Source organism: Nocardioides aurantiacus, from assembly GCF_003752505.1.
In the GTDB taxonomy this organism is placed as follows: Bacteria; Actinomycetota; Actinomycetes; order Propionibacteriales; family Nocardioidaceae; genus Marmoricola; species Marmoricola aurantiacus.
In genome coordinates this window covers 2,890,075-2,916,896 of the sequence record NZ_RKHO01000001.1, presented here as the reverse complement: position 1 = coordinate 2,916,896, position 26,822 = coordinate 2,890,075, and the positions used below count along the sequence as shown (strand labels likewise).

The window sequence follows — 26,822 nt, the reverse complement described above, 5'->3', positions numbered from 1 at the left end:
GCGACCTAGGCTCCCGTCCCGACGGTGCTGGCACGGGTGCGGACGGGGGGACGGATGAAGGGCGTCATCTTGAACCTCGTCGAGGAGGCCGTGGTGCTGGCACACGGCGACGAGGTCTGGGACACCCTGCTGGAGCGGGCCGGTCTCGAGGGCGCGTGGACCAGCCTGGGCAGCTATCCCGACGAGGAGCTGCCGCTGCTGGTCGAGGCCGGTGCACAGCTGTTCGACGTCGCGCCCGAGGAGCTGGCCCGCGACCTGGGCCGTCACGCGGCGCGTGGCCTGGCGCAGCGACACCCCGAGCACTTCGCCCGCTGCGAGGACACGCTCGGCTTCCTGCGGACCCTCGACGAGGTCGTCCACCGCGAGGTCCGCAAGCTCCACCCGGACGCCTCACCGCCCCGTTTCACCGTCACCGAGGTCGCAGGCCCCGTGCCCGGAGGAGGCCGTGCCCTGGACGTGCACTACCGCTCCGCGCGTCGTTTGTGCTGGCTCGCCGTGGGCATGATCGAGGGCACCGGGACCGTCTACGGTGAGACGACCGAGGTGCGCCACCAGGTGTGCCAGCTCCACGACGCGCCCCAGTGCACGCTGCGCGTGACGACCAGGACAGGCTGATCGACCGCATGGAACTGCTCTCCTCCGAGACCTCGGGGTCCGCGGATCCCGTGACCGAGGTACGCCGCCTGCGCCGACAGCTGCGCCGCGAGCAGGCCCGCCGCCAGGCGGCCGAGTCCATCGGCGAGCGGGCAACCGCCGACCTCTACGACTCGGTGCGCGAGCTCCGCAGCGCCCAGGCCGAGCTGCTCGAGAAGGCCGACCAGGACCGCGTCGTCACCGAGCTGGCCCGCGCCCTGCGCCAGGACTTCGACTCCGCCCAGGTGGTCAACCGCGCCGCGGAGTCCGTCGGCCAGGCCACCATGGTCGACCGCTGCGACGTGCTGCTGGTCGACGCCGACCGCTACTCCGCCGTCCGCGGCTCGTGGACCGGGTCGGACGAGGCGGCCGACCTGCCGCAGCCCTCGTCGTTCGTCGACCTCCCGGAACCGCTGACCTCGTTGCTGCTCGAGGCCGCCCAGCAGCTGGTCCCGCTCCAGGTCGCCCACGTCGAGCAGGACGACCGGCTCGACGAGGCCGGCGCCGCCGAGGTGGTCGCGGCGCTGGGCGTCCTCGCCCTGGCGGCGGTCCCGATCGCGGTGGGCGACGAGGTGGTGGGGTGGCTGCTGCTGTCCTCGATCCGGCCCCGCGGCTGGCAACCCCGCGAGATCGCCATCTGCCAGGGCGTCTCGCACGACCTCGTCGCCTCCCTGGTGCAGGTGCAGGCCTTCGAGCAGCAACGCGAGTCGGTGCGCCGCCTCGAGGACCTGGACCGCGCCAAGGACGCCTTCATCTCCACGGTCAGCCACGAGCTCCGCACGCCGCTGACCAGCATCGTCGGCTACCTCGAGATGATGAGCGAGGGCGGGATGGGCGACCTGAGCGAGGACGTCTCGCAGGGCATCACGATCATCGAGCGCAACGTCGGCCGGTTGCGGTCGCTGGTGGAGGACCTCCTGGCGCTCTCGGCGTACGACGCGGAGCAGGTCAACCTCGACCTGCGGCCCCTCGACCTCGCGCTGGTCGTCGCCGACTGCCAGCAGACCCTGGCGCCCGCGACGCACGCCAAGCAGCTCGAGCTGGCGCTGGTCACCGAGGCCGCGCTGCCGGCGGTGGTGGGCGACCGGACCCAGCTGGAGCGGGTGGTGCTCAACCTGCTCAACAACGCGGTGAAGTTCAGCCACGACGGCGGGTCGGTGACGGTGCGGCTCAACCTGGAGGACGAGCAGGTGGTGATGCGGGTCGTCGACCGCGGCATCGGCATCCCGCTCGCCGAGCAGGACCGCCTGTTCTCCCGGTTCTTCCGGTCCTCGCTCTCGGTCGCCGACGAGATCCAGGGCACCGGCCTGGGCCTGGCGCTGGTGCAGTCGGTGGTGGAGTGGCACGACGGCACCGTGGAGATCGAGTCCGCCGAGGGGGAGGGCACGACGGTCGTCGTACGCCTGCCCCGGGCGGGCTGAGCCCGTCCTCCAGCCGGACCTCGTTGGCCCGGCGTTCGGTGCGTCGACCCCGGGCGTACATGCGGGCAGGATGGGCTCAGCACCCCATCGCTCTCGGAGGCTCCTCGTGACCGCTCGTGCCCGCGCCGCCGTACGCCGCACCGCCTCCCGCCGGACGGTCCCGCTCCTGGCCCTGGCCGTGGGGCTCGCCGGACTGGCCCTGCCCGGTGCGCTCGGCGCACCCGCAGGAGCGGCGGCCGCCGCCCCCCGCGAGACCGACCGCACGGTGCGCGACGTGGTGCGCTACGTCGACCCGCTGATCGGCACCGCGAACGGCGGCAACACCTACCCCGGCGCGGTGCGTCCGTTCGGGATGCTGTCCTGGTCGCCGACCAGCACCACGGGCGACCAGACCGACACCGGCGCCGCCAACGGCTACCAGTACGACACCACCCGGATGCGCGGGTTCGCCCTCACCCACGTCAACGGGGCGGGGTGCCACCCCGGCGCCGCGGGCGACGTGCCGATCTTCCCGCACGTGGGGGCGATGACGGTCTCGCCCAGCGCCGACAGCACCGACGCGACGTACGCCAGCGACTTCTCCCACGACGACGAGGTCGCCGAGCCCGGCCGCTACGCGCTGGGGCTGGCCAACGGCGTGCGCACCGACTTCGCGGCGACCACCCGGGCGGGCGTCGGCACGATCGCCTTCCCGCGCGGCGAGGAGGCCAACCTGCTCTTCCGGGTCTCCAACTCCCTCAACGGCAGCGAGGACGCCGACGTGCGTATCGACCGCCGCGCCCGCACCGTCAAAGGCTCGGTGCTCACCGGCGGGTTCTGCAGCCGGCGGGCCAACGGCGGCGGCAGCAACAAGTTCTCCTACTACCGGCTGCACTTCACGGCCCACTTCGACCGCGACTTCGCGCGCACCGGCACCTGGGTCGACGGCGACCTGCGACCGGGCACGACCCGGGCGAGCGGGGGCGAGGGCTACGAGACCGGCGACCTGCGACGCGGCCGCGGGTCGGGCGGGTACGTCGGCTTCGACACCTCCCGCGGCAACCGGCCGGTGACGATGCGGGTCGGCCTGTCCTACACCAGCGCCCGTGCCGCCGAGGCCAACCTGCAGGCCGAGGTCGGCCGCCGGGCGACGGTGCGCCGGGTGGCGGCCGCCGGGTCGCGGGCCTGGGAGGCCCAGCTGCGTCGCATCGAGGTCGCCGGGGGCACCCGGGACGAGCGCACCGCGTTCTACACCTCGCTCTACCACGCGGCGCTGGAGCCCAACGTGACCAGCGACGTGGCCGGCACCTACCCCGGGGCCGACCGGACCGTGCGCCGGCTCGGCCTCGGTCAGCAGGCGCAGTACGGCAACTTCTCGGGCTGGGACCAGTACCGCGCCCACACCCAGCTGCTCGCCCTGCTCAACCCCGACGTGGCGGGCGACTTCGCGCAGTCGCTGCTCAACCTCTCCCGGCAGCGGGGCGGCGTCTGGGACAGGTGGGTGCACGTCAACGGCGCCACCCGGGTGATGACCGGCGACCCCAGCGGCCCCACCCTGGCCGGCATGCACGCGCTCGGGGTGCGCAACTTCGAGGTCGGTGCCGCCCTCGACTCGCTGGTGCGACAGGCGAGCGTGCCGCACCCCGACGGCCTCTCCGACTACGGCTGCCCCGGCCAGTGCGCCGGGATGCGGCCCAACCTGGCGGAGTACCTCCGGCTCGGCTACGCGCCCCAGGACGACTGTCACTGCTGGGGTGGTGCCGCCGAGACCCTCGAGGACGCCACCGCCGACCACGGTCTCTCGGACTGGGCCGGGCGGCTGGGCCGCACCGCGACCCAGCGCCGCTTCGCGGAGCGGGCCGGCTGGTGGGAGAACACCTTCGACCCGGCGGCTACGCCCGAGGGCGGCTACCAGCGGGCACGCAACGCCGACGGCTCCTGGCTCTCGCCCTTCACCCCGGCCACCGGCGACGGCTTCGCGCAGGGCACGTCGGCGACGTACACCTGGATGGTGCAGCACGACGTGCAGCGCCTGGCCGAGCTGATGGGCGGACGGGAGCGCGCGGCCGAGCGGCTCGACGCGTTCTTCCGCACCCCCGACGGCGACTGGTCGACCACGGTCGACCCGCTGCGCTACGACCCGACCAACGAGCCCGGCATCCACATCCCGTGGCTCTACAACGCGCTGGGCAAGCCCTGGAAGACCCAGGAGACGGTGCGGGCCTACCTGCGGCTGGTCTACGGCACCGGCCCCACCGGCCTGCCCGGCAACGACGACCTCGGCACCATGTCGGCGTGGTACGTCTGGGGCGCCCTGGGGATGTACCCCCAGACCCCCAGCCGCGGCGAGGTGCTGCTCTCCAGCCCGACCTTCTCCCTGGCGCGGATCCACCGGGGTGGTGGTCGGACCATCACGGTCCGCGCCCCCGAGGCCTCCGCCGACGCGGTGTACGTCGAGGGGCTGCGCGTCGACGGTCGCCGCACCACCCGCAGCTGGCTGCCCGCCTCGGTGCTCAACCGCGGTGGCGAGCTGCGCTTCGACCTCGCCACCCGGCCCGACACCCGGTGGGGGACCGGCCCGCGCGACCTGCCGGTCGACCACGGCCGCTGAGCTGTGGGTAGGGTGGCACCGATGATGCGCAGCCTCCTCCTTCGCTGCCGCAGCGAGGTCTGACCCGCCGGACCTCCTCGCTGCGGAGAGCTCGTCGTGCCCGGCCCGCCCACCTGGGCGACCCGAGAGCGAACCCGAGGACACCCGATGACCCTGCAGCACTCAGGCTTCAGCAACACCCAGCGCGCGAGCGGCATGCCCGTGCAGCGCTACCGGCCGTTCCCGCCGATCGACCTGCCCGACCGCACCTGGCCCTCGCAGACCATCACCCAGGCGCCGCGGTGGCTCTCCACCGACCTGCGCGACGGCAACCAGGCGCTGATCGACCCGATGTCGCCCGAGCGCAAGCACCGGATGTTCGACCTGCTGGTGAAGATGGGCTACAAGGAGATCGAGGTCGGCTTCCCCAGCGCCAGCGAGACCGACTTCGCCTTCGTGCGCCAGCTGATCGAGCGCGATAAGGTGCCCGAGGACGTCACCATCTCGGTGCTGACCCAGGCCCGTGAGGACCTGATCGACCGCACCACCCAGTCGCTGGTCGGCATCCACCACGCCAACATCCACCTCTACAACGCGCTCGCGCCGATGTTCCGCAAGGTCGTCTTCCGCGCCAGCCGCGACGAGGTGAAGGACATCGCGGTGCGCGGCACCGAGCTGTTCATGAAGTACGCCGAGCAGAACCTCGGCCAGACCGTCATCGGCTACGAGTACTCGCCCGAGATCTTCACCAGCACCGAGCTGCCCTTCTCGCTCGAGGTGTGCGAGGCGGTCTCCGACGTGTGGCAGCCCGACGACGGGCGCGAGATCATCCTCAACCTGCCGGCCACGATCGAGGTCGCGACGCCCAACGTCTACGCCGACCAGATCGAGTGGTTCTCCCGCCAGCTGACTCGGCGCGAGCACACCACCATCAGCCTGCACCCGCACAACGACCGCGGCACCGCCGTGGCCGCCACCGAGCTGGCCCAGATGGCCGGTGCCGACCGGGTCGAGGGCTGCCTGTTCGGCCACGGCGAGCGCACCGGCAACGTCTGCCTGGTGACGCTGGGGATGAACCTGTTCAGCCAGGGCGTCGACCCGCAGATCGACTTCTCCGACATCGACGAGGTGCGGCGCACGGTCGAGTACTGCACCCAGCTGCCCGTCCACCCGCGCCACCCCTACGCGGGCGACCTCGTCTACACCGCCTTCTCCGGGTCCCACCAGGACGCCATCAAGAAGGGCCTGGAGGCACTCGAGCAGGAGGCCGCCGACGCGGGCCGCCCGGTGGGCGAGCAGCCGTGGGAGGCGCCGTACCTGCCGATCGACCCCAAGGACGTCGGCCGCACCTACGAGGCCGTGATCCGGGTCAACAGCCAGTCCGGCAAGGGCGGCGTGGCCTACGTGATGAAGTCCGAGCACAAGCTCGACCTGCCCCGTCGCCTGCAGATCGAGTTCAGCCGCGCGGTGCAGGAGCGCACCGACGGCGAGGGCGGCGAGATGGGCCCGGCCGCCATCTGGGAGGCCTTCCAGGGGGAGTACCTCAACCCCACGACGCCGCTGCGCCTGGACTCCGTGCACACCTCCTCGGCCGCGGGCGAGAAGGACCAGCTCGAGGTCGGGGTCTACGTCGACGGCGAGCTGCAGTCGCTGCACGGCTCGGGCAACGGCCCGATCGCGGCCTTCGTGGACGCGATCAACTCCCTGCCGCACGAGTTCGACGTGCGCGTGCTCGACTACGCCGAGCACGCGCTGTCCTCGGGCGGCGACGCGATCGCGGCGGCCTACGTCGAGTGCGCGGTGGGGGAGAAGGTGCTGTGGGGCGTGGGTCTGGACGCCAACATCGTCACCGCCTCGCTCAAGGCCGTCATCTCGGCGGTCAACCGGCGCTGAGGCGGCGTCCGGCTCACCCGGGCCGGACGGACGGCGTACGACGCAAGGGGAGCGTGACGCCGAAGGTGCTGCCCTGCCCGGGGGTCGAGGCGACGTCGATCCGGCCGTCGTGCGCCTCGACGATGGTGCGCACGATGGCCAGGCCCAGCCCGGTGCCCTGGATGGCCTGCTCCTGGACGGTGGCCGAGCGGTAGAAGCGGTCGAAGACCTGGTCGAGCTCGGCGGCGTCGATGCCGAGGCCGGTGTCGGTGACCTCCACCAGGGCGGTGCGGTGCTCGGGGGCCTGGCGCAGCCGCAGCGCGACCTGCCCGCCGTCGGGGGTGAACTTCACCGCGTTGGTGAGCAGGTTGGTGAAGGCGCGCTCCAGGTGGCTCGGCTCGCCGCTGACCGGCACCGGCTGGTCGGGGAGGTCCCAGCACGTCTCGAGCCGCCGGCCGGCGAGCGCGCTGTCGACCGAGGCGATGCTCTCCCGGACCACGTCGCGCAGGTCGAGGTCCTGGGTCTGCTCGGTGCGGCCCCCGGCGTCGGAGGTGGCGAGCAGCAGCAGGTCGTCGGCCAGCGAGAGCAGCCGGGCGCCGTTGCGCTCGACCACCTCGACGAGCTGCTGCTGGGCGGGGTCGAGGTCGCCCACGAGCCCGTCGAGCAGCATCTCGGCGCTGCCGATGATGCTGCTCATCGGGGTGCGCAGCTCGTGGCTGACGGTGGAGACGAAGTCGTCCTTGGCGTGGTCGAGCTCACGGAGCCGCGCCACGACCTGGCGCTCGCGGCGCAGCGCGTTGACCAGGATCTCCTGGCTGCGACGGGTGTCGGTGACGTCGTGGGCCACGAAGAGGTAGGCGAAGACCGTGCCGCGGCCGGTGGTGACCGGGTTGCTCGTCATCGAGATCCGCAGCGGTGAGCGGCCGTCTGCCAGGAGCAGCCAGTCACGCGTCTCCGGCGCGAGCTCGGACCCGCCCCCTGCCAGGAGGTCGGTCAGCGTGAGCGGGGCGTCGGCGTCGGCGGCCTCGACCCGCTGCAGGAAGTCGGTGAGCAGCCGGCCCTCGGCCCGCGCCGCGGGCAGGCCCAGCAGTCGCTCCGCGCCGGGGTTGAACAACGTGATCCGGCCGTCGAGGTCGGTCCCGACGAAGGCCATCGTGGTGGCCGACCGGAGCAGGTGGCGCACCAGCCCCGCGCTCTCGCGGGCGTCGGTGACGTCGGTGGCGCTGAAGACCAGCGTGACCGGCTCGCCGGGCCCGTTGGTGTGCACCGCGTTGGAGAACACCACGCTGCGGTGCTCGCCGTCGCGGGTCATCACCGTGGTCTCGCCGGAGCGGGGGAGCGAGGGCAGGTGGGCCACCAGCTCGCTGAACCGCAGCCGCTGGTGGGCCGGGACGAGCGTCTCCCAGATCGGCCGGCCGACGAGGTCCTCGGCGGAGTACCCCGTCATCTGGGAGGTCGCCGGGTTGGCCGCGATCACGGTGCCGTGCTCATCGGTCACCACGATCAGGCTGGAGGCGGTGTCGATCACCGCACGGGTGTAGGTGCGCTCCGCGCGCAGCCGCTCCTGCAGCTCCAGTGGCTGGGTGAGGTCGATCAGGTGCAGGGAGTACGACGCCTGCTCACCGGCGGTGTCCAGCAGCGAGAGGATGCCCTCGAGGCGGGTCCGGGGCTGGCCGACCACGCCCATGTCGCCCGACCACCCCTCGGCGCCGCTGCTCCCGCCGGCCCCGTCGAGGTCGAGCCCGGGGGAGGTCAGCAGCTCCTCGACGCCGCGCCCGACGAGCTCGTGCGCGGGACGGCCGAGCAGCCGGGCCGTGGCCGGGTTGGCCTCGGCGACCCACAGCCGTCCCTGCCGCCGGTGGACCAGCAGCACCGGCACCCGCGACTCGGTGAAGCTGCGCCGGAAGACGCGCTCGCTGGCCGCGGTGCGGGTCAGCGCCTGCTCGCGCTCCCGCATCGCCTGCACGAGTGGCAGTGCGATCAGGGCCGCGCAGATCAGGTAGACCTGGGAGACCAGGCCCGCGGTGGTCGCGTTGGCGGCGCCGAGCACCGGAAAGGGCCCCCAGCCCGCCGCGGTGCCCACCGAGACCACCACCGCGAGCCCGACCAGCTGGAGCACGACCGTGCGCACCTCGAAGCGGGCGGCCGCCCACACCAGCAGCGGCAGCGGCAGCAGGCCCAGTCCTGGGAGCAGGTCGCCGCCCGGGCCGAACGCGAGCGCGGCGACCAGCAGGAGCAGGCCGGTGTGCAGCGCGACCTCGCCGCGGCGACCGGCCGTGCCGCGGCGTACGTCCCCGAGCATGCCGAGCGGGCCGAGCAGCACCAGCGAGGCCAGGTGCGCGGGTCCGATCACGAGCGCGGTCGGGCCGAAGGGCCGGTCCAGCCCCACGGTGTAGCCCACGGCGACGACGGCGGCCGCGACCACGGCGCCCGCAGCCGAGGCCACCACCAGCAGCCAGGTGTCGACGAGGCGACGCAGCCGGCCGCCGGTCCAGCGCAGGAGCAGCACGAGCACGACGACCGCCTCCGCGGTGTTGCCCAGCGCGAACAGCACCGACAGCAGCGGCGGCCGCCCGGCGGTCAGGTTGGCGGCGGCCCAGGCCACCAGCAGGAGCAGCGCCGTCCACGGCCGTTCCCGCGGCTGGCAGGCGAGCAGGGCGAGCAGGCCGAACCCGGCCGCGGGCCACCACGAGACCGTCACGTCCAGGCTGGAGGCGGCCAGCAGCGCACCCACGCCGGAGGCGTACGCCGCGGCGACGAGGCCCGCCAGCAGCAGACGACGGCGGGTGGTCTCCGTGGGCACGCGGTGATTCTCACCCCTCACCCGCCCGGGGACGGCACGTTTGGTCCCCTCCGTGATCTGGACGAGACCGTCGCGCGGTTCGCGTGGGCCTGCCAAGGTGACCCCATGAGCCTGGTCTCCGAGCGCATCGGTCAGTTCTTCCACGACGGGCACCGCCTGGAGTTCACCGAGTACGGCGGCGGCGACCGCTGGGTGGTGCTGCTCCACGGCCAGCTGATGCCGCGCCGGATGCACCAGCCGCTGGCCCGCCACCTGGCCGCCCAGGGCCACCACGTCGTCACCCTCGACCTGCTCGGCCACGGCCGCTCCGACCGGCCCGACGACCCGCTGCTCTACTCAATGACCGCCTTCGGCGAGCAGGTGATCGCGCTGCTCGACGAGCTCGGCGCCGACACCGCGGTGATCGGCGGCACCTCGCTCGGCGCGAACACCTCGCTCGAGGTGGCGACCCTGGCCCCCGAACGGGTCCGCGGCCTGCTGCTGGAGATGCCGGTGCTCGACAACGCGCTCGAGGCGGGCATCCTCGCCTTCGCGCCGTTGCTGTTCGCCTCGCGCTTCGTCCCGCTCAGCGTCTCCGCGCTGCGGGCGGTGACCCGGGCGGTGCCGCGGGGCCTGGTGCCGTTCTGGACCGGCATCGCGCTGGACACGATGGACCAGCGCCCGGCGCCGATGGCCGCGGCCATCCACGGCATCTTCTTCGGCCGGATCGCGCCCTCGTCGCGGATGCGGCAGCGGATCCAGGCGCCCGCGATGGTGGTCGGCCACCCCAGCGACCCGATCCACCCCGCCGCCGACGCCGCGATGCTGGCCGGGGAGATGCCCCACGCCCGCTTCGTGGAGGCGCGCTCGATCCTGGAGTGGCGCGCCCGGCCCGCGCGGCTCAGCGGCCTGGCCTCGGACTTCGTCGCGGAGTGCTTCGCGCGCGAGGCGGTGCCGCGCAGCGTGGGGAGCTGAGGGGACAATGTCCCCATGCCCCTGTACAGCGACGAAGCGGTGGTGCTGCGCACCCACAAGCTGGCCGAGGCCGACCGCATCATCACGTTGCTGACCCGGGAGCACGGCGTCGTCCGAGCGGTGGCCCGCGGCGTACGACGCACCTCCTCGCGCTTCGGCTCCCGGCTGGAGCCCTTCACCCACGTCGACCTCCAGCTCGCCGTGGGCCGCAACCTCGACACCGTCACCCAGGCCGAGACGCGCTCGCCGTTCGGGTCGGTGATCTCGGCCGACTACGACCGCTACACCGCGGCGAGCGTCATGCTGGAGACCGCCGAGCGGCTGGTCAGCGAGGAGCGGCAGCCCTCGGTGCAGCAGTACCTCCTGCTCGTCGGGGCGCTGCGCGCGATGACCGCGGGGGAGCACCGCCCCGGTGACGTGCTCGACTCGTTCCTGCTGCGCTCGCTGTCGGTCGCGGGCTACGCCCCCTCGCTCTCGGCGTGCGCGAGCTGCGGCCTCGAGGGGCCGCACCGCGCCTTCAGCCCGGCGGCCGGCGGCTCGCTGTGCACCGTGTGCCGGGTCCCCGGCTCGGCCAACCCGGCCGGCGAGACGCTCACCCTGATGGGGGCGCTGCTGGCGGGCCACTGGGACGTCGTCGACGTCGCCGAGCAGCGCCACCGCAAGGAGTCGCGCGGGCTGGTCGCGGCGTACGTCTCCTGGCACCTCGAGCGCGGCCTGCGCTCCCTGCCCCACCTGAGCGAGACCTGATGCGGCGCACGTCGAGGCGGGCCGTGCCCGCGCGCACCGAGGTGCGCCGCCCCGACCCGCACCCCAGCGGTGCGACCGCGCCCGTGCTGCCGGCCGAGCTGGTGCCGCAGCACGTCGCGATCGTGATGGACGGCAACGGCCGCTGGGCCAAGGACCGCGGGCTGCCGCGCACGGCCGGCCACACCGAGGGCGAGTCGTCGCTGTTCGACGTCGTCGAGGGCGCGATCGAGGTCGGCGTGAAGGCGATCTCGGCCTACGCCTTCTCCACCGAGAACTGGTCGCGCTCGCCCGACGAGGTGAAGTTCCTGATGGGCTTCAACCGCGACGTGATCCGACGGCGACGCGACGAGATGCACGAGCTCGGGGTGCGGGTCCGGTGGGCCGGTCGGGCGCCGCGGCTGTGGCGCTCGGTGATCAAGGAGCTCCAGGTCGCCGAGGAGCTGACCCGCGACAACGACGTGCTGACGCTGACGATGTGCGTCAACTACGGCGGCCGGGCCGAGCTCGCCGACGCGGCGCGCGCCCTGGCGCAGGACGTCGCGGCCGGGCGCGTGAACCCCGACCGGGTCGACGAGCGCACCTTCGCGCGCTACCTCTACGTGCCCGAGCTGGCCGACGCCGACCTGGTGTGGCGCACCTCCGGGGAGCAGCGGCTCTCCAACTTCATGCTCTGGCAGGCTGCCTACAGCGAGCTGGTCTTCACCGACGTGCTCTGGCCCGACGTCGACCGCCGCCACCTGTGGGCGGCCGTCGAGGAGTACGCCGGCCGCAACCGCCGCTACGGCCAGGCCTGACCGCGTGCGGGTCGCCGTCCTCGCCGACACCCACGCGCCGCGGTTCTGGAAGGGCTGCCCGCCCGGGGTGGCCCGCGCCCTGGAGGGGGTCGACCTGGTGCTGCACGCCGGCGACGTGTGCACGCCGGGGGTGCTCGACGAGCTGGCGGCGTGGGCCCCGGTGCTCGTGGTGCGCGGCAACAACGACGGCGACGACGTCGCGGCGTGGGGTGCGCCGGACGTGCTCGAGACCGAGCTGGCGGGGGTGCGCGTGGCGATGCTGCACGACAGCGGACCGGCGAAGGGCAGGGGCGCGCGGCTGCGGAAGCGGTTCCCCGAGGCCGACCTCGTGGTGTTCGGCCACTCCCACATCCCGTGGGACGAGGTCCACGCGGGGCAGCGGGCGTTCAACCCCGGGTCGCCGACCGACAAGCGCCGGCAGCCGCGCCCGACGATGGGCGAGCTGGTGCTGACCGAGGGGCGGATCGTCTCGGCCAGGATCTTCCCGGTCGACCGACCGCGGGGCTAGCGTGCGACGGGTGAGCCGGGCACCCCACGAGAACGTCGCCACCGTGCTGGTGGACCCGTGCGTGCTCGCCGACCTCGAGCTCTCGCTGATGGCGCTGGACCTGCGGGTGTGGCCGGTCCGCACCGCCCCGATCTGCGAGGACGGCCCGCGCCAGGAGTTCCAGGTGCGGCGCCGGCTGCTGATGGGACGACGCGGCGCGTGGGACTGCGCGGCCACGTGGGTGCCGGTGTGGGTCGGCTTCGGCCCGACCTGGCGCACCGGCGACGAGCCGCTCCCGTGGGCGGCGCACGAGGCGCTGTGGGAGGCGCTCGGCCGGCGCGCCGAGCACGTCCGGTTCCACAAGCGGCTGGGCGGCGTACGTCCGCTGCCGCTGCCCGTCGACCTCGACGGCTAGGAGCCCCCCGGCGCGCGGAGCCGGTCGAGGAGCAGGCGCAGCGGGGGCCAGGCGTCGCGGCCGCGACGGGTGGCGGCGTACGCCGTGAGCACCACCCCGGTGCCGGCCAGGTCCAGCACGCGCACGCCCGGGCGGGTGGGCCGGTCGACGGGCAGCAGCCCGACCCCGAGGCCCTGCTCGACGAGGTCCTCGACCAGGTCGAGGCTGTCCAGGAAGTGCGTCAGGCGGGGGGAGAAGCCGGCGGTCGCCGCGAGGATCCGGACGGCGTCCTCGTCGGCGGTGTTGCGCGAGTTGACGATCCAGGGCCGGTCGGCCCAGCGACGCAGGTCGTGGGCGTCGCGGACCGGCTCCTCGGCCGGCACCGCCAGCCCCCAGGTGGTGCTCCAGAGCGGGACCAGCCGCAGGGTCGGGGCGACGGCGGCCGGGGCGAGGTCGTAGTCGTAGGTCAGCGCCAGGTCGAGGTCGTCGGACTCCAGCAGGGCGTGGGCCTCCAGCGGCTCGTGCTCGCGCACCGTGACCGTGACGCGCGGGTGGGTCGCGGCCAGGTCGCGGACCACCGGCAGCAGCGATCGTCGTACGCCGGTCGCGAAGCCGCCCACCCGCACCGTGCCCGCCGGCTCGGCGTCCGGGTCGAGGTCGAGCCGCGCGGCGTCGACGGCGGCCAGGATCGTCACGGCGTGGTCGGCCAGCCGCAGGCCCGCGGGGGTGAGCCGGACCCGGCGACCCACGGGCTCCAGCAGGTCGGTGCCGGCCTCGCGGGCCAGCGCGGCGAGGTGCTGGGAGACCGCCGAGGTGCTGAGCCCGGTCGCATCGGCCACCTCGCGCATCGAGCCCAGCCGGGAGAGCTCGAGCAGCAGCCGGAGCCGGCGTACGTCCATGGCGTCATCGTCCAGCGGGACTGGACGGTGTGTCCAGCACGCTCACGTGGACGCGGACGGTCGTGGTCGGGTGGACTGCTCGTCGTGAGCACCTCCACCCCCCTCGCCCCCGCGCACCCCGGCGGGCCGGCCGGGACGCCCGTCCTCGGCGGCTCCCGCGCCGGCGCGGCCATGGCGACCGCCTCGATGCTGTGCGTGCAGCTCGGGCTGGCGCTGTCGGTCGGGCTGATCGGCACCGTCGGTGCCGAGGGGGCCGCCTGGCTGCGGCTGGTGTGGGCCGGGGCGTTCTTCGCGCTGCTCGGCCGGCCGTGGCGGCTGCTGCGGTCGGGCGCGACGTCGCGCTCCACGCTCGCCGCCTGCGTCGCGCTCGGCGTGGTGACCGCCTCGGTGACGCTGCTGTTCATGCAGGCGGTGGCCCGGCTGCCGCTGGGCACGGCGAGCGCCCTGGAGTTCCTGGGCCCGCTCTCGGTCGCGGTGCTGCGCGGCCGGGGGAGCGCCCGCTGGGTGTGGCCGCTCGTGGCCGCTGCCGGGGTGCTGCTGCTGACCGAGCCCTGGTCGGGTCGTGCCGACCCGGTGGGCGTGGCCTTCGCGCTGGGGGCGGCGTGCTGCTGGGCGGCGTACATCCTGCTGACGCAGCGCGTCGGCGACCAGGTCGCCGGGCTCGCGGGGCTCTCGGTCTCGATGCCGGTCGCGGCGCTGGTCGGGACGGCGTACGTGCTGCTCACCGGGGCCGACGTGCTCGACCGGCTCACCCCGGGGCTGTGGCTGGCCGGGCTGGGCCTGGCGCTGCTGCTGCCGGTGGTGCCGTTCTCGCTGGAGCTGCTCGCGCTGCGGCGGCTCACCACGGCGGCCTTCGGCACCCTGATGTGCCTCGAGCCCGGGTTCGCCCTGCTGCTGGGGCTGCTCCTGCTCGGCCAGGTGCCCACCGGGCCGGCCGTGCTCGGCATCGGCTTCGTGGTCCTCGCCGGCGTCGGCGCCGAGCGGACCGGCGCCCGCCAGGTCGAGCAGCCGACCCACCCCGCCTGACCCGGCGGCGCGACCTCGGGGGAGGGGCCGGTGTGAGGGCTGTGACCTCCGGGGTACACATGGCGCATGGCGCTGCGACGCAAGACCCCCATGGACGACATCGACGAGAACGACCTGCACGTGGGGAGCCTCAAGCACGAGGCTGCCGGTGTGACCGCGGTGGCGGTCGCGATGAAGCGGTCGCTGCAGCAGATGGGCCCTTACCGCACGGCGCGGACCCTGCTCAAGCTCAACCAGGCCGACGGCTTCGACTGCCAGGGCTGCGCCTGGCCCGACCCCGACCCGGAGCACCGCCACACCGCGGAGTTCTGCGAGAACGGCGCCAAGGCCGTGGCCGAGGAGGCCACCAAGCGCACCGTGTCGCCCTCGTTCTTCGCCGAGAACAGCCTGGCCGACCTGCAGGACCGCAGCGACTACTGGCTGGGTCACCAGGGACGCCTCGTGCACCCCGTCGTGCGCCGCGCCGGCGGGACGCACTACGAGCCCATCTCCTGGGACGACGCGTTCGCCCTGATCGGCGAGCACCTGCGCGGGCTCGACAGTCCCGACGAGGCGGTGTTCTACACCTCCGGCAAGGTCTCCAACGAGGCGGCGTACGTCTACCAGCTCTTCGCCCGCAGCTACGGCACGAACAACATGCCGGACTGCTCCAACATGTGCCACGAGTCGACCTCGGTCGCGCTCGCCGAGACGATCGGCATCGGCAAGGGCTCGGTCAGCCTCGACGACGTCCACCACGCGAAGCTCATCGTGATCAGCGGCCAGAACCCCGGCACCAACCACCCGCGGATGCTCTCCGCGCTGGAGGAGGCCAAGCGCAACGGCGCCAAGATCCTCGCCATCAACCCGCTCCCCGAGGCCGGGCTGATGAAGTTCAAGAACCCCCAGACGGTCAAGGGCATGACGGTCGGGCAGGGCCTGGCCGACACGTTCCTGCAGATCCGGATCAACGGCGACCTGGCGCTGTGGCAGGCCATCGGCCACGTCCTGCTCGAGGCCGACGCCGCGGGCCAGGACGTGTTCGACCACGACTTCATCGACCAGTGCACGGTGGGCTACGAGGAGTGGGCCGCCGGCCTGCGCGTGCTCGACTGGGACCGCGTCGAGTCGGCCACCGGCCTGAGCCAGGCCCAGATCCGCGAGGCCGCGCAGATGCTCGTCGAGTCCGACGCGACGGTGCACTGCTGGGCGATGGGCATCACCCAGCACCGCAACTCCGTGGGCACCATCAAGGAGTTCGTCAACATCGCGCTGGCGCAGGGCAACATCGGCAAGCCCGGCGCCGGGCTGTGCCCGGTGCGCGGCCACTCCAACGTGCAGGGCGACCGCACCATGGGCATCTGGGAGAAGGTCCCCGACCACTTCCTCGACGCCCTCGAGTCCCACCACGGCATCACCCCGCCGCGCGAGCACGGGCTCGACACCGTCGACTCCATCCGCGCGCTGCGCGACGGCAAGGCCAAGGTGTTCGTGGCGATGGGCGGCAACTTCGTCTCCGCGGCACCCGACACCGTGGTCACCGAGGAGGCGATGGAGCAGGCCGAGCTGACCGTCCAGGTCACCACCAAGCTCAACCGCTCCCACGTGAAGTGCGGGAAGACCGCGCTGATCCTGCCGCCCCTGGGGCGCAGCGAGAAGGACCTCACCGGCGGTCGCGAGCAGCGCGTCACCGTCGAGGACTCCATGTCGGCCGTGCACGCGTCCAAGGGCCCGCTCCAGCCGGCCGGTCCGCACCTGCGCTCCGAGGTCGACATCGTCTGCTCGATCGCCGAGGCGACCCTGGGCACGAGCGGCCCGGTGCCGTGGAGCGACTACCGCGCCGACTACACCGAGATCCGGCGCGCCATCTCGATCACCGTCCCCGGCTGCGGGGCCTACGACGAGAAGGTCGACCAGCCCGGCGGCTTCGTGCTGCCCCACCCGCCGCGTGACACCCGCACCTTCCCCACCAAGCAGGAGAAGGCCGTGTTCAGCGTGGTCCCGATGAGCGTGCTGGAGGTGCCGGAGGGCCGGCTGCTGCTGCAGACCATGCGCAGCCACGACCAGTTCAACACCACGATCTACGGCCTCTCCGACCGCTACCGCGGCATCGAGAACGGCCGCCGGGTGATCTTCATGCACGAGGACGACATCCGCGACCAGGGCTGGTCCGAGGGCGACGTCGTCGACCTGGTCAGCGAGTGGGAGGACGGCACCGAGCGTCGGGCCGCGGAGTTCCGGATCGTGCGCTTCGACACCCCGCGCGGGTGCGCCGCGGCGTACTACCCCGAGACCAACCCGCTGATCCCGCTCGACTCCACCGCCGAGAGCAGCAACACCCCGACCTCCAAGGGGGTCATCATCCGGCTGGTGCCCCAGCAGCAGGACCAGGACGCCAGTGAGGGCCGGGGGGACGCGGTCGGCTCGGACGAGGGCCACAAGTCCGACGTCGAGCCGCACGTGATGAGCTGACCGGACCCGTGCGCGCCTGCCTGTTCTGCCAGGTGGCGGCGGGGGAGGCCGAGGCCTCGGTGGTGTGGGCCGACGACGACCTCGTCGCCTTCCTCGACATCCGGCCGCTGTTCAAGGGCCACACCCTGCTGGTGCCGCGCCAGCACGTCGAGACCCTGCCCGACCTGCCCGCGGCGCTGCGCGACCCGTTCCTCGTCGCGGCGCAGCGTCTGGCCACGGCGATGGTGGACGCGCTCGGTGCGCAGGGGTCCTTCGTGGCGATGAACAACACCGTCTCGCAGTCGGTGCCGCACCTGCACTGCCACGTCGTGCCCCGCACCAAGGGCGACGGGCTGCGGGGCTTCTTCTGGCCCCGCACCACCTACGCCGACGTCGCCGAGCGGGACACCTGGGCCGCGCGCCTGGCTGCCTCGTTAGAGTGACCGGCGGGTAACCACGGGCCGCACGGCCCGATCCGACCATCACTGAGGAGACCGACGACATGGGTCGTTTCGACGGACGGGTGGCCATCGTCACCGGCGCGGCACGAGGCATCGGCGCCGCCATCGCACGCCGCTTCGCCGAGGAGGGCGCCGCCGTGGCGATCCTCGACCTCGACGAGACGCAGGCAGCCGCGACCGCGACCGAGGTCGGCGGAGCCGCCGGCGCCATCGGCGTGGGCTGCGACGTCGCGAACGCGGCGTCGGTCGAGGCGGCCGTCGCGCGCGTGGTCGAGGAGCTGGGCGGCGTCCACATCCTCGTCAACAACGCCGGCATCACCCGCGACAACCTGCTCTTCAAGCTCACCGAGGACGACTGGGACCTCGTCATGGGCGTGCACCTCAAGGGCGCGTTCCTGATGAGCAAGGCCGTGCAGAAGACCTTCGTGGACCAGAAGTACGGCAAGATCGTCGGCCTCTCCAGCGTCTCGGCCAACGGCAACCGCGGTCAGGCCAACTACTCCGCCGCCAAGGCCGGTGTGCAGGGCTTCACCCGCACCCTGGCCCTGGAGCTGGGCAAGTTCGGCGTCAACGTCAACGCCATCGCGCCCGGCTTCATCGCCACCGAGATGACCGACGACACCGCCCGTCGGGTCGGCATGAGCGTCGAGGACTTCCGCGCCGCGGCGGCCGACCGCAACCCGGTCAAGCGCGTCGGCTTCCCCGAGGACATCGCGGCCGCCGCCGCGTTCCTGGCCAGCGACGAGGCGTCGTACATCACCGGTCAGACGCTCTACGTCGACGGTGGCGCCAAGATCTGACGTCGCCCCGGGCGACACCGCCGACCGCACCGGTCGGTGGACACGAGCGGGCCTTGCGCTGTTTGCGGGGCCCGCTCGGTCATGCTGCTGCCCATGACGCCCCCCGGACGCCCGTCCGCCGCCGTGCCGCGGCGCCGCGCGTCGCTCCTCGCCGGCCTGCTCGCCGCCGGGCTGGTCGGCCTGACCGCCTGCAGCGCCGCTCCGGACGCCGAGAAGGAGCCGGCGTCGCAGCCGGTGTCCGGCGGCACCGAGCTGGCTGCGCTGTGGCCGCTCACCGGCCGCCCGGTCACCGAGCGCACCCCCGACCACCCGGTCGTGGTGGCCAAGGTCGACAACACCCGCGCCAGCGCCCCGCAGGTCGGGCTGGCCCAGGCCGACCTGATCACCGAGGAGCTCGTCGAGGGCGGCATGACCCGGCTGGCGGTGATGTTCTACGAGGACGTCCCCGCGGTGGTCGGCCCGGTGCGCTCGATGCGTGCCACCGACATCGGGATCGTCAAGCCGACCCTCGGCATCGTCGCCGCGAGCGGCGCGGCGCCGTCGACGCTGAAGCGGGTGCGCGACGCCGGCATCGTCGCCTTCGACGACCTCACCGGCACCGGCTACTACCGCGACGCGGCACGGACCAAGCCCTACGACCTCATGGTCAGGCTGCCGGCGCTGGTCGCGTCGCTGAGCGAGGACCCCGTGGTGCCGCCGAGCTACCTGCCGTGGGGGAGCGAGGCCGACTTCCCGGGCGGGACCCGGGCGCGCAGCCTCGACGCGGTCTTCAGCGACGAGCACACCACCTCGTGGCGCTTCGCGCGCGGGAAGTACGTCAACGACAACAGCTTCGCCGCCCAGGGTCAGCGCTTCGACCCCGACACCCTGCTGGTGCTGCGGGTGCGGCAGCGCGACGCGGGCTACCTCGACCCCGCCGGCAACCGCGTGCCCGAGACGGTCTTCGCCGGGAGCGGCGAGGCGATGCTCCTGCACGGCGGCGAGCTGGTGCGCGGCACGTGGACCAAGCGTCGGCCCGGCGGGCCGTTGCGGCTGCAGACCGAGACGGGGCCGCTGAGCGTGCCTGCGGGGCGCACCTGGATCGAGCTGGTGCCCACCGACGAGGACGGCGGTCGGGTCTCGGTCGGTCAGTCGGGCTGACCGGGGTCGGTGAGCGTCACGCCCTGCTCGGCGAGCTGGCGGACGCCGAGCAGCAGGAAGCCGATGGCCGCCTCGACGCGTCGTACGGCCGCGGCGGGGTCGGGGGCGGTGCTCACGTCCTCGCCGGCCGCCTGCACGGCGCCGAAGATGATGCGGCTGAAGGTCTCGCGCATGGCGTCGTCGAGGTCGTCGCCGGAGACCTCCAGCACCCGTCCCACCACCTCGCGCACCAGGGAGTAGCTGGAGCGCTCCTCCTGCTCGCGGAACCGCTCGTGGCCGAGGATCGCCGGCCCCTCCTGCATCACCACGCGCTGGTAGGTCGGCTGCCGGACCACGACGAGGAAGGCGCGCAGGCCGGCCAGGGCGGCCTCCCACGGGTCGTCCACCCCGGCCACGGCGTCGCGGACCGTCTGGGTTGCGTCGGCCTCGACCTGCGCGAAGACCGCCTCGAAGACGGCCTGCTTGCCGCTGAAGTGGTGGTAGAGCGCGCCCTTGGTGAGGTCGGCCGCCGCGACGACGGCGTCCAGGCTGGTGCCGCGGTAGCCGTGCTCGGTGAACTGCGCCTGCGCCGCGTCGAGCAGGGCGCGGCGGGAGGAGCCGGTGAGACGCCGGCGCAGCGAGGCGGGGGACACCCGCGCAGCATAGGGCCGGGGGTGTGGGTGAGGTCACCCGCGAGGTCCGTGAACGGACCGGGGCGCGGGGTACATACTGAGAGTACGTACCTTCGGTATGTGAACCTTCACGGAAAGGTGCTTCCCATGACCCGCTCCCTCCCCTCCGTACGACGCGGCGACGTGCTGCGCTCCGTGGTCGAGGTGCTCGACCGCCGGCTCGACGGCGTCCTGCCGCAGGACGTCCGCGGCCTCGACCAGGCCTTCGCCGACGACCTCGACCTCCTGGGCGCGCTGACGCTGCGCTGGCACGCCCGGCTCGGGGCCCAGCTGGACCGCGCCCTCGACGTGCCGGTCGCCGACCGGCCGCGCGCCGTGGCGCTGGCCTGGGCCACCACGGCCGAGCAGATGCGCGGCGTACGACGGCTGCTGGACCGTGAGGCCGAGCACCCCCGCTCGCCCGAGGTACGCCGGCTGCTGGAGCGCTCCACCGCCGCCGAGCACGGCCTGCTGGCCCGTGCCGCCGGCGTGCCCCTCGCCTCGGTGAACGGCCGCACGCTGCTGGCCGAGGGCCGCGCGCTGGTGCGACCCGCCCTGGCCGATCGGATCCGGGCGCTCGTCCCGGCGTAGGTAGGATGCCGGGGTGAGCAGCCCACAGACACCCGGTTTCGGGACCGGCGTCCTGGAGGACACGCGCGTCGAGGAACGCACCGTGCCCACCGACTCCGGTGACCACGAGCGGTTCTCCCACTACGTGCCCAAGGCCAAGCTGATGGACGCCATGGTCAACGGCACCCCCGTCATCGCGCTCTGCGGCAAGGTGTGGATCCCCAGCCGCGACCCGAAGAAGTACCCCGTGTGCCCGTCGTGCAAGGAGATCTGGGAGACCATGCGCGGCGGCCAGGAGGGCGACGAGTGAGGCCCCGCCGCACGCTGGCCCTCGTGGCCGCGGCGGCGCTGGGGCTCACCACCCCCACGCTGCCCCTGGCTGCCCACGCCTCCGCGACCACCGACCTGAGCGCCGTCTCCGGCGCCGGGGCCTCGGCCGTCTCGGTCGTGCCCTGCCTCACCGGTGCCGCGCTGCGCGACCAGGACGTCCCGGTCTGGCGCCGTGGCCAGCTCGAGGACACCCCCACCATCACCGAGACCGACCTCCGGGCCGTCGTGCCGTCGGAGACCACCCGTCGTTCGATGCGGGCCGAGGTCGAGCCGGTGCTGCCGTCGCGCGTGACCGTCCCGGTCTACGTCCACGTCATCAAGGGCACCCACCCCCGCGAGCGCAACCCGTTCGGGCCCAAGCGCGTGGCCCAGGCGCTGCGCATCCTCAACAACGCCTTCGCCGGTGGGCAGGGTGCGCAGAACGCCCCCACGCGCTACACCTTCGAGCTCGAGCGCACCGACTACACCAAGCGCGACGGCTGGTACCACGCCTACAACAACGGCCCCCGCGACGACCGGATGAAGCGTGCCCTGCACCGCGGCGGCGCCGACGCCCTCAACCTCTACCTCAACCGCGGCGGCGAGGACGGCCTGCCGGTGCTCGGGTGGGCCCGGTTCCCGTGGCGCGCGGCCGGCACCGAGCTGGACCACGTCAGCATCAACGTCGACGCGATGCCCGGGGGGCTGGCCCGCGGCTACAACTCCGGCGACACGCTCGTCCACGAGGTCGGTCACTGGATGGGCCTGTTCCACACCTTCCAGGGCGGCTGCGAGGGCAGCGGCGACCTCGTCGTGGACACCGCGGCCGAGGCCCAGCCGGAGTTCGACTGCACCGAGGGTCGCGACACCTGTCCCGACGATCCGGGCCTCGACCCGATCCACAACTTCATGGACTACTCGCTGGACGCCTGCATGACCGAGTTCACGGCCGGCCAGGTGCGCCGCATGGACACCGCCTTCGCGCAGTACCGGTCCGGGCGCTCTTGACCGAGGCTCACCCCCCGGCGCAGATCGACCTGTCGCCGGCGTACCCCGGCCGCGCGGCCTGGGGCACCGCCGGCAGCCTGCGCGCGTGGCAGACCGCAGCGCTGGCGTCGTACGCCGAGCGCAACCCGCGCGACTTCCTGGCGGTCGCCACCCCGGGGGCCGGCAAGACCACCTTCGCGCTGACGGTCGCCAACGAGCTGCTGCAGCGGCGGGTCGTGGAGCGGGTCACCGTGGTCGCCCCGACCGAGCACCTCAAGACCCAGTGGGCCGAGGCGGCGGCCAAGGTGGGCATGGCCCTCGACCCGGAGTACGGCGGCAAGAAGGGCCGCACCAGCGCCGACTTCGTCGGGGTCGCGCTTACCTACGCCGGTGTCGCCGCCAACCCCCTCGCCCACCGGATCCGGACCGAGCGGTTCAACACCCTGGTCATCCTCGACGAGGTGCACCACGCCGGCGACGCGCGTGCGTGGGGCGAGGCGGTACGCGAGGCCTTCGAGCCGGCGCGACGCCGGCTCGCGCTGACCGGGACGCCGTTCCGCTCCGACGTCAACCCGATCCCGTTCGTCACCTACGCGCCCGGCGAGGACGGCGTGCCGCGCTCGGTGGCCGACTACACCTACGGCTACGCCCACGCGCTGGCCGACCACGTCGTCCGCCCGGTGCTGTTCCTGGCCTACAGCGGCGCGATGCAGTGGCGCACCCGCGCCGGCGACGAGGTGGCCGCCCGGCTCGGCGAGCCGCTCACCAAGGACCTGACCGCCCAGGCGCTGCGCACCGCGCTCGACCCGACGGGGTCGTGGATGCCGTCGGTGCTGCAGGCGGCCGACCGCCGCCTGTCCGAGGTGCGTCGCCACGTCCCCGACGCCGGTGGCCTGGTGATCGCCACCGACCAGACCTCGGCCCGCGCCTACGCCCGGCTGCTCACCGAGATCACCGGCGACAAGCCGACCGTGGTGCTCTCCGACGAGAAGGCCGCCTCGAAGAAGATCGCCGCGTTCTCCGAGGACGGCTCGCGCTGGATGGTCGCCGTGCGGATGGTCTCCGAGGGCGTCGACGTGCCGCGGCTCGCGGTCGGCGTCTACGCCACGACGACCTCGACCCCGCTGTTCTTCGCCCAGGCGGTGGGGCGCTTCGTGCGCGCCCGCAAGCGCGGCGAGACCGCGTCGATCTTCCTGCCCTCGGTGCCGGTGCTGCTCGGCCACGCCGGCCAGCTCGAGCTCGAGCGCGACCACGTGCTGGGCCGCCGGATCACCGACGAGGACGACATCTTCGCCGCCGAGGACGAGCTGCTCGCCCAGGCCAACGCGAGCGAGGGCGCGAGCGACGACCAGCTCGGCGTCTTCGAGGCGATGGGTTCCGAGGCCCGGTTCGACCGGGTGCTCTACGACGGCGGCGAGTTCGGCCACGAGGGCGAGGTGCACGTCGGGTCGGAGGAGGAGATGGACTTCCTCGGCATCCCCGGCCTGCTCGAGGCCGACCAGGTGCGCGACCTGCTCCGCCACCGCCAGAGCGAGCGCGCGCGGCGTACGGCCTCGGCGGGACGGGCCGCCGCCTCCGCCGCGGCCTCGGGCGTCGCGGACCACGCCCCGCGCCAGGTCGCCACCCACGAGCAGCTCGCCACGATGCGCCGCGAGCTCAACGGCCTCGTCGCCGCGTGGTTCCACCGCACCGGCCAGCCCCACGGCATCACCCACGCCGCCCTGCGCAAGCAGTGCGGCGGCCCTCCCGCCGCCGCCGCCACCGCCACCGAGCTCGAGGCCCGGATCGAGAAGATCCGGGAGTGGGCGACGAAGGGGTAGGGGCGGCGGGCAGTTTCACCGGCCAGCCGGTGAAACTGCCCGCGGGACCGGGACGAACCGGGCAGCCACGGGCAGTTTCGGTGCGCCGGCGCCCGAATCGTCCGCTTCGCGCTGTCGGCCCGTGGAGCGTCGTACGGCGACGGCCCACGACGAGCTGGTACGACGCACCGGTGGCCGCTACTCCTCGCCCAACCGGACCGTGGAGCCGGGCGGCAGCGCCTGCACGATCCGCAGCCGCGCGAGCGCGGGGTGCTCGTCGAGCAGCTTGGCGCCGTTGGCGAGCGACCGGAGCGCCGCGGTCTCGGCCCGGGCCGCCTCGAGCTGGACGACCGCACGCTGCCGCCCGGTCACGACCTCGGCGTACGCCGACCGCACCTCGGCCGGCAGCACGACGTCCTTGACCACCACCTCGAGCACCTCGACACCGGTCGTGGCACCCGCACGCCGTGCGGCGGCGAGGAGCGGCTCGGCCGCGACGGTGCGCACCCGCGCGGCGACCTCGTCGAGCGGCAGCGCGGCGAGGACCTCCCGCAGCGCGACCTGCACGGCGAGGTAGACGACCTCGACCGGCTCCACGGCGGCCTCGACGTGGCGCACGGGGTCCACGACGCGCCAGCGCAGCACCGCCGAGACCTTCACGGCCACGCCGTCGGCGGTCGGCACCTCCTGGGTCGGCACCCGGGTGAGCTGCTCGCGCAGCTCGACGCGGCGCACCCGGCCCCGCCACGGGCGCGGGTGGCGCCCGGGGCCCAGGGCGGTGCTCGCGCGTCCGGCGCGCTGCACGACGAGGGACTCGCCGACGTGGACGGTCAGGGTGAGCAGGGACATGGCGGGACCTCCTCCGGGTCGCGACGGTGGGACGGGTGGGACGGGTGGGCGGTGCGGTCCGCGCCGGCCGGCGGCCACCACCGCGCGCGGGGCGCCCGCCGTCGTGCTGACTGGCGGGGCCGCAGGGCGTGCGGCGGCGTACGGCCACCGGCCGACGCGGAGGAGAGGAGTTGAACCTCGGGTGCGTGGTGTGCACCCTGCCTGAGCAGGACCCGGACGGCCGACGCGCGGGACGCGGGGCGCGGAACTCCGACCCCGGCCGCTGGCCTCTCCGCGGGAGAACGTACGACGATGCGGGGGCCGGCGTCACGGGTTTTCACCCGCGATGCGTCATGCGGGCTGGTCGCCGGAGTAGCCGGTTCGTACGACGCACCGACCCACCGCCCTAGGGGACAGATCTATCCCTCGAAGATCCCGCTGTAGGCGTTGAGCGCCGGCTGGCCGCCGAGGTGGGCGTAGAGCACGGTCGAGTCGCGGGGGATGTCGCCGCTGGTGACGAGGTCGACGAGGCCGGCCATCGACTTCCCCTCGTAGACGGGGTCGATGATCATCCCTTCGAGCCGCCCGCTGAGCCGGATGGCCTCGATCGTGGACTCGACCGGGATGCCGTAGAGGTCGCCGGCCCAGCCCTCCAGCACGGTGATCTCGTCGTCGCGCAGGTCGCGGCCGAGCTCGATCAGCTCCGCGGTGTGGCGGGCGATCCGGGCCACTTGGGCGCGGGTCTTCTCCAGCGTCGCGGAGGCGTCGATGCCGATCACCCGGCGCCGCCGTCCGGTGAGGTCCTCGAGCGCGGCGAAGCCGGCGACCATGCCGGCGTGGGTCGATCCGGTGACGGTGCAGACCACGACGGTGTCGAAGAAGACGCCCAGCTCACGCTCCTGCTCGGCCACCTCGAAGGCCCAGTTGGCGAACCCCAGCCCGCCGAGGCGGTGCTCCGAGGCGCCGGCCGGGATGGCGTACGGCGTGCCGCCGGACTCCTCGACCTCGCGCAGCGCGTCCTCCCACGAGGCGCGGATGCCGATGTCGAAGCCGCTGTCGTCGAGGCGCACGTCGGCGCCCATGATCCGCGAGAGCAGGATGTTGCCGACCTTGTCGTTGACCGGGTCGTCCCAGTCGACCCACCGCTCCTGCACGAGCCGGCAGCCCAGCCCGAGCTTGGCGGCGACGGCGGCGACCTGGCGGGTGTGGTTGGACTGGTAGCCACCGATCGAGACCAGCGTGTCGGCGCCGGAGGCGAGCACGTCGGGGACGATGTACTCCAGCTTGCGGGTCTTGTTGCCGCCGTACGCCAGGCCGGAGCTGACGTCCTCCCGCTTGGCCCAGACCGCGGCGCCGCCGAGGTGGTCGGTGAGGCGGTCGAGCCGGTGGACCGGGCTCGGGCCGAAGGTCAGCGGGTAGCGCTCGAAGTCGTGCAGCCTCATGCGGGGTGCTCCTCGGTGGTGGCGGGGTCGGTGGTAGTGGGGTCGGGGGTGGCGGGGCCGGTGGTGGTGGGGTCGGGGGTCAGGTCGACCAGGTGGTCGAGGCATCGCCAGGTCTCGCGCTCGACGGCGGCGGCGTCGTCGGCGCGGCCGGCGGCGAGGTGGTCGAGCAGCCGGGCGTGCCGGACGACCGAGTCGTGGCCGGCCAGCGAGGCGAAGCGCAGCCGTTCGGCGCGGCGTACGGACGGGGTGTGCTGGTCGAGGACGTCGGCCACGGCGCGGTTGCCGGCGACGCGGACGGGCACGCCGTGCAGCACGTCGTCGGCGGCGAGGGCGGCCTCGACGTCGCCGGCCGCGATCGCCGCGGCGAACGCCTCGCCGGCCCGGCGCATCTCCTCCAGGTCGGGCGCGGTCAGCAGGGGAGCGGCCTCGCGGACGGCCAGCTCGTGCATCGCCGCGACCACGGCGCTGGCCTCCCGCAGGGTGCGCGCGTCCGGGGTGGTGACCACGGTGGAGCGGCCGGGGACGGTGGCGACGAGGCCGGCGCGCTCGAGGCGGAGCAGCGCCTCGCGGACCGGCGTACGGCTGACCCCGAGCTGCTCGGCGAGCTCACCGTCACGCAGCTGCTCGCCCGGCGCCAGGTCGCCGCTGACCAGCGCGTCGCGCAGCCGGTCGTGGACGTCGTCGCGCAGCAGTCGCCGCGGGACGGGGGTGGAGGTGAGCGGCATGCAATATATTGCAGCACGGATCGGGCGGGCTGGCCAGTGGGGAGGGCGGTCCCAAGACGGGTAGTCCCTGACGTTCTGGCCC

Annotated in this window: 24 protein-coding genes; 18 read left to right on the top strand and 6 right to left on the bottom strand. The window is 73.7% G+C overall.

Annotated elements, in window-relative coordinates; genetic code table 11:
* The first annotated feature begins 54 nt into the window (after positions 1-54).
* The 4 genes from EDD33_RS14210 (at position 55) to leuA (ending at position 6,516) form a co-directional block, all read left to right on the top strand.
* The gene (locus EDD33_RS14210; RefSeq protein ID WP_123391621.1) at positions 55-615 is read left to right on the top strand and encodes a heme NO-binding domain-containing protein; all 561 of its coding nucleotides are present in this window, start codon (positions 55-57) and stop codon (positions 613-615) included.
* An 8-nt stretch (positions 616-623) separates the two neighbouring features.
* Complete coding sequence (locus EDD33_RS14205; protein ID WP_148077105.1) at positions 624-2,054, top strand: sensor histidine kinase; 1,431 nt, start codon at positions 624-626, stop codon at positions 2,052-2,054.
* Positions 2,055-2,160: 106 nt separating this feature from the next.
* Entirely contained in the window at positions 2,161-4,644 is a 2,484-nt protein-coding gene (locus EDD33_RS14200; protein WP_246003524.1) for a GH92 family glycosyl hydrolase, read from the top strand.
* 147 nt (positions 4,645-4,791) lie between these two features.
* Positions 4,792-6,516 (top strand): 2-isopropylmalate synthase, encoded by a 1,725-nt coding sequence (gene leuA, locus EDD33_RS14195; protein WP_123391618.1) that lies wholly within the window; start codon positions 4,792-4,794, stop codon positions 6,514-6,516.
* 13 nt (positions 6,517-6,529) lie between these two features.
* Here the strand turns inward: leuA and EDD33_RS14190 are convergent, their stop codons facing one another.
* Positions 6,530-9,298, bottom strand: coding sequence for a PAS domain S-box protein (locus EDD33_RS14190; RefSeq protein ID WP_170169832.1), 2,769 nt, complete (start codon positions 9,296-9,298; stop codon positions 6,530-6,532).
* 105 nt (positions 9,299-9,403) lie between these two features.
* Between EDD33_RS14190 and EDD33_RS14185 the strand changes: the two genes are divergently transcribed.
* From EDD33_RS14185 to EDD33_RS14165, 5 genes are read left to right on the top strand one after another with little or no spacing between them, the layout of a single operon-like run.
* Positions 9,404-10,252, top strand: a complete 849-nt coding sequence (locus EDD33_RS14185) for an alpha/beta fold hydrolase (protein ID WP_123391615.1) — start codon at positions 9,404-9,406, stop codon at positions 10,250-10,252.
* Positions 10,253-10,267: 15 nt separating this feature from the next.
* Positions 10,268-10,999, top strand: a complete 732-nt coding sequence (gene recO / locus EDD33_RS14180; protein WP_123391614.1) for a DNA repair protein RecO — start codon at positions 10,268-10,270, stop codon at positions 10,997-10,999.
* Positions 10,999-11,793 (top strand): isoprenyl transferase, encoded by a 795-nt coding sequence (locus EDD33_RS14175; RefSeq protein WP_123391613.1) that lies wholly within the window; start codon positions 10,999-11,001, stop codon positions 11,791-11,793. Before recO ends, EDD33_RS14175 begins: the two co-directional genes overlap by 1 nt.
* A gap of 4 nt (positions 11,794-11,797) precedes the next feature.
* On the top strand, positions 11,798-12,301 hold the full coding sequence (locus EDD33_RS14170) for a metallophosphoesterase family protein (RefSeq protein WP_123391612.1): 504 nt from the start codon (positions 11,798-11,800) through the stop codon (positions 12,299-12,301).
* Positions 12,302-12,311: 10 nt separating this feature from the next.
* Positions 12,312-12,695 carry a hypothetical protein gene (locus tag EDD33_RS14165; RefSeq protein ID WP_123393459.1) on the top strand — a complete coding sequence of 128 codons (384 nt, stop codon included), beginning with the start codon at positions 12,312-12,314 and terminating at the stop codon, positions 12,693-12,695.
* Here EDD33_RS14165 and EDD33_RS14160 read toward each other — a convergent pair.
* Entirely contained in the window at positions 12,692-13,573 is an 882-nt protein-coding gene (locus EDD33_RS14160; protein ID WP_123391611.1) for a LysR family transcriptional regulator, read from the bottom strand. The two genes, EDD33_RS14165 and EDD33_RS14160, sit on opposite strands and share 4 nt — an antisense overlap.
* An 84-nt stretch (positions 13,574-13,657) precedes the next feature.
* On the opposite strand from EDD33_RS14160, the gene EDD33_RS14155 reads away from it, so the two are divergent.
* From EDD33_RS14155 to EDD33_RS14135, 5 genes are all read left to right on the top strand, one after another.
* A complete protein-coding gene (locus EDD33_RS14155) occupies positions 13,658-14,599 on the top strand; it encodes an EamA family transporter (protein ID WP_246003523.1) in 942 nt (313 codons plus the stop codon).
* 66 nt (positions 14,600-14,665) lie between these two features.
* Complete coding sequence (locus EDD33_RS14150) at positions 14,666-17,050, top strand: FdhF/YdeP family oxidoreductase (RefSeq protein WP_246003522.1); 2,385 nt, start codon at positions 14,666-14,668, stop codon at positions 17,048-17,050.
* Between the two features lie 8 nt (positions 17,051-17,058).
* Positions 17,059-17,472 carry an HIT family protein gene (locus EDD33_RS14145; protein ID WP_123391609.1) on the top strand — a complete coding sequence of 138 codons (414 nt, stop codon included), beginning with the start codon at positions 17,059-17,061 and terminating at the stop codon, positions 17,470-17,472.
* Positions 17,473-17,531: 59 nt separating this feature from the next.
* Complete coding sequence (gene fabG, locus EDD33_RS14140) at positions 17,532-18,290, top strand: 3-oxoacyl-ACP reductase FabG (protein WP_123391608.1); 759 nt, start codon at positions 17,532-17,534, stop codon at positions 18,288-18,290.
* Positions 18,291-18,383: 93 nt separating this feature from the next.
* Positions 18,384-19,430 (top strand): DUF3048 domain-containing protein, encoded by a 1,047-nt coding sequence (locus EDD33_RS14135; RefSeq protein WP_170169831.1) that lies wholly within the window; start codon positions 18,384-18,386, stop codon positions 19,428-19,430.
* On the opposite strand, the gene EDD33_RS14130 is transcribed toward EDD33_RS14135, so the two are convergent.
* Entirely contained in the window at positions 19,418-20,062 is a 645-nt protein-coding gene (locus EDD33_RS14130) for a TetR/AcrR family transcriptional regulator (protein WP_123391606.1), read from the bottom strand. The two genes, EDD33_RS14135 and EDD33_RS14130, sit on opposite strands and share 13 nt — an antisense overlap.
* 126 nt (positions 20,063-20,188) lie before the next feature.
* On the opposite strand from EDD33_RS14130, the gene EDD33_RS14125 reads away from it, so the two are divergent.
* From EDD33_RS14125 to EDD33_RS14110, 4 genes are read left to right on the top strand one after another with little or no spacing between them, the layout of a single operon-like run.
* A complete protein-coding gene (locus EDD33_RS14125) occupies positions 20,189-20,671 on the top strand; it encodes a hypothetical protein (protein WP_123391605.1) in 483 nt (160 codons plus the stop codon).
* Positions 20,672-20,684: 13 nt separating this feature from the next.
* Complete coding sequence (locus tag EDD33_RS14120) at positions 20,685-20,960, top strand: DUF3039 domain-containing protein (RefSeq protein WP_082534245.1); 276 nt, start codon at positions 20,685-20,687, stop codon at positions 20,958-20,960.
* Entirely contained in the window at positions 20,957-21,967 is a 1,011-nt protein-coding gene (locus tag EDD33_RS14115) for a zinc metalloprotease (protein WP_123391604.1), read from the top strand. The genes EDD33_RS14120 and EDD33_RS14115 overlap by 4 nt, the downstream gene beginning before the upstream one ends.
* A complete protein-coding gene (locus EDD33_RS14110; RefSeq protein ID WP_123391602.1) occupies positions 21,964-23,766 on the top strand; it encodes a DEAD/DEAH box helicase in 1,803 nt (600 codons plus the stop codon). Before EDD33_RS14115 ends, EDD33_RS14110 begins: the two co-directional genes overlap by 4 nt.
* Before the next feature lie 177 nt (positions 23,767-23,943).
* Here the strand turns inward: EDD33_RS14110 and EDD33_RS14105 are convergent, their stop codons facing one another.
* The 3 genes from EDD33_RS14105 to EDD33_RS14095 form a co-directional block, all read right to left on the bottom strand.
* Complete coding sequence (locus EDD33_RS14105; RefSeq protein ID WP_123391601.1) at positions 23,944-24,594, bottom strand: SPFH domain-containing protein; 651 nt, start codon at positions 24,592-24,594, stop codon at positions 23,944-23,946.
* Between the two features lie 398 nt (positions 24,595-24,992).
* Positions 24,993-26,015, bottom strand: coding sequence for a 1-aminocyclopropane-1-carboxylate deaminase (locus EDD33_RS14100; protein ID WP_123391600.1), 1,023 nt, complete (start codon positions 26,013-26,015; stop codon positions 24,993-24,995).
* Positions 26,012-26,740, bottom strand: coding sequence for a GntR family transcriptional regulator (locus EDD33_RS14095; protein ID WP_123391599.1), 729 nt, complete (start codon positions 26,738-26,740; stop codon positions 26,012-26,014). Before EDD33_RS14095 ends, EDD33_RS14100 begins: the two co-directional genes overlap by 4 nt.
* Positions 26,741-26,822: the final 82 nt, after the last annotated feature.

Bases quoted from the DNA above. Each gene is read 5' to 3' on its own strand.
- EDD33_RS14100 (WP_123391600.1), bottom strand. From the start codon at position 26,015: ATGAGGCTGCACGACTTCGAGCGCTACCCGCTGACCTTCGGCCCGAGC.
- EDD33_RS14185 (WP_123391615.1), top strand. From the start codon at position 9,404: ATGAGCCTGGTCTCCGAGCGCATCGGTCAGTTCTTCCACGACGGGCAC.
- fabG (WP_123391608.1), top strand. From the start codon at position 17,532: ATGGGTCGTTTCGACGGACGGGTGGCCATCGTCACCGGCGCGGCACGA.
- EDD33_RS14210 (WP_123391621.1), top strand. From the start codon at position 55: ATGAAGGGCGTCATCTTGAACCTCGTCGAGGAGGCCGTGGTGCTGGCA.
- EDD33_RS14175 (WP_123391613.1), top strand. From the start codon at position 10,999: ATGCGGCGCACGTCGAGGCGGGCCGTGCCCGCGCGCACCGAGGTGCGC.
- EDD33_RS14160 (WP_123391611.1), bottom strand. From the start codon at position 13,573: ATGGACGTACGCCGGCTCCGGCTGCTGCTCGAGCTCTCCCGGCTGGGC.
- EDD33_RS14095 (WP_123391599.1), bottom strand. From the start codon at position 26,740: ATGCCGCTCACCTCCACCCCCGTCCCGCGGCGACTGCTGCGCGACGAC.
- EDD33_RS14105 (WP_123391601.1), bottom strand. From the start codon at position 24,594: ATGTCCCTGCTCACCCTGACCGTCCACGTCGGCGAGTCCCTCGTCGTG.
- recO (WP_123391614.1), top strand. From the start codon at position 10,268: ATGCCCCTGTACAGCGACGAAGCGGTGGTGCTGCGCACCCACAAGCTG.
- EDD33_RS14150 (WP_246003522.1), top strand. From the start codon at position 14,666: ATGGCGCTGCGACGCAAGACCCCCATGGACGACATCGACGAGAACGAC.
- leuA (WP_123391618.1), top strand. From the start codon at position 4,792: ATGACCCTGCAGCACTCAGGCTTCAGCAACACCCAGCGCGCGAGCGGC.
- EDD33_RS14205 (WP_148077105.1), top strand. From the start codon at position 624: ATGGAACTGCTCTCCTCCGAGACCTCGGGGTCCGCGGATCCCGTGACC.
- EDD33_RS14125 (WP_123391605.1), top strand. From the start codon at position 20,189: ATGACCCGCTCCCTCCCCTCCGTACGACGCGGCGACGTGCTGCGCTCC.
- EDD33_RS14135 (WP_170169831.1), top strand. From the start codon at position 18,384: ATGACGCCCCCCGGACGCCCGTCCGCCGCCGTGCCGCGGCGCCGCGCG.